The 769-nt window shown below is 48.6% G+C and carries 1 pseudogene; it reads right to left on the bottom strand.

Annotation, left to right across the window (positions count from 1 at the left end):
* Positions 1 to 7: 7 nt before the first annotated feature.
* Positions 8 to 769 (bottom strand): annotated as a pseudogene (locus R7Q11_RS25855) (hypothetical protein); the annotation flags it as partial.

Raw genomic sequence — 769 nt, 5'->3', positions numbered from 1 at the left:
GTTGCGTTTACTGCTGGGCAACGCTCACCTTTTTGGCTGAGCTGCGGTAATCAAACTCAAAGCCGATGCCTTTATCAGTGACATCCATCTTCATGCCACCCGTTAGCTCGTTTTGGAAGCTCACTAGCACGTCTTCAGGAAGAGGCTGGCCTGTCGCCATTGATGCTTTTTCTAACACTTCCAGAATACGCTCTGAGTCCATGCTAAAGCTCAACAAACCGTTTGGCTTCAACTCTTGAGCCATCACGTCCTTGCTTGCTTCTGCCGCGTACTCACCGCTGTATAGCGTTAGGTGGCTGCCATTTAAGCGTGCAAACACGTCCATCTTCATGCCAGTGTGCATCTCTAACAAGTCACTTACGTTTACAGGTTGATTGTCTGGTTGCAGTTGAAGCTGCGCCAATTCAGGAACTAGCATTTGCGCAGTTTGAATCAACATGTTTGGATCTTTCGCAGACAGAGTAAACATGCCATCCATTTGGCTAAACACTTCGCCAAACTGTGCATCAGGATTGATGTTCAGATCGAACAGTTGCATGCTCAACCCTTTCAACCCATTCAGCATGCCAGAGCCCATGCTCACCGCTGCCGCCGGGTTTTGTCCGCCCATGTCTTTTTGCATTTGGCTCAGCAGCGCACATTGGTATTGTGGCTGAGTTATCTCTGTCCAAATTTGACCAATCGATGGCGCAAGCGTGTTGATGTCGATGCCTAGCGCCAAACTAAAGAAGCTCTTATCGCTGTTAGACTCGGTTAACACACCACGAAT

The organism is Vibrio sp. 970, from assembly GCF_033339075.1.
The sequence above is the reverse complement of the archived record's forward strand: the minus strand, read 5'-3'. Positions and strand labels throughout refer to the sequence as shown.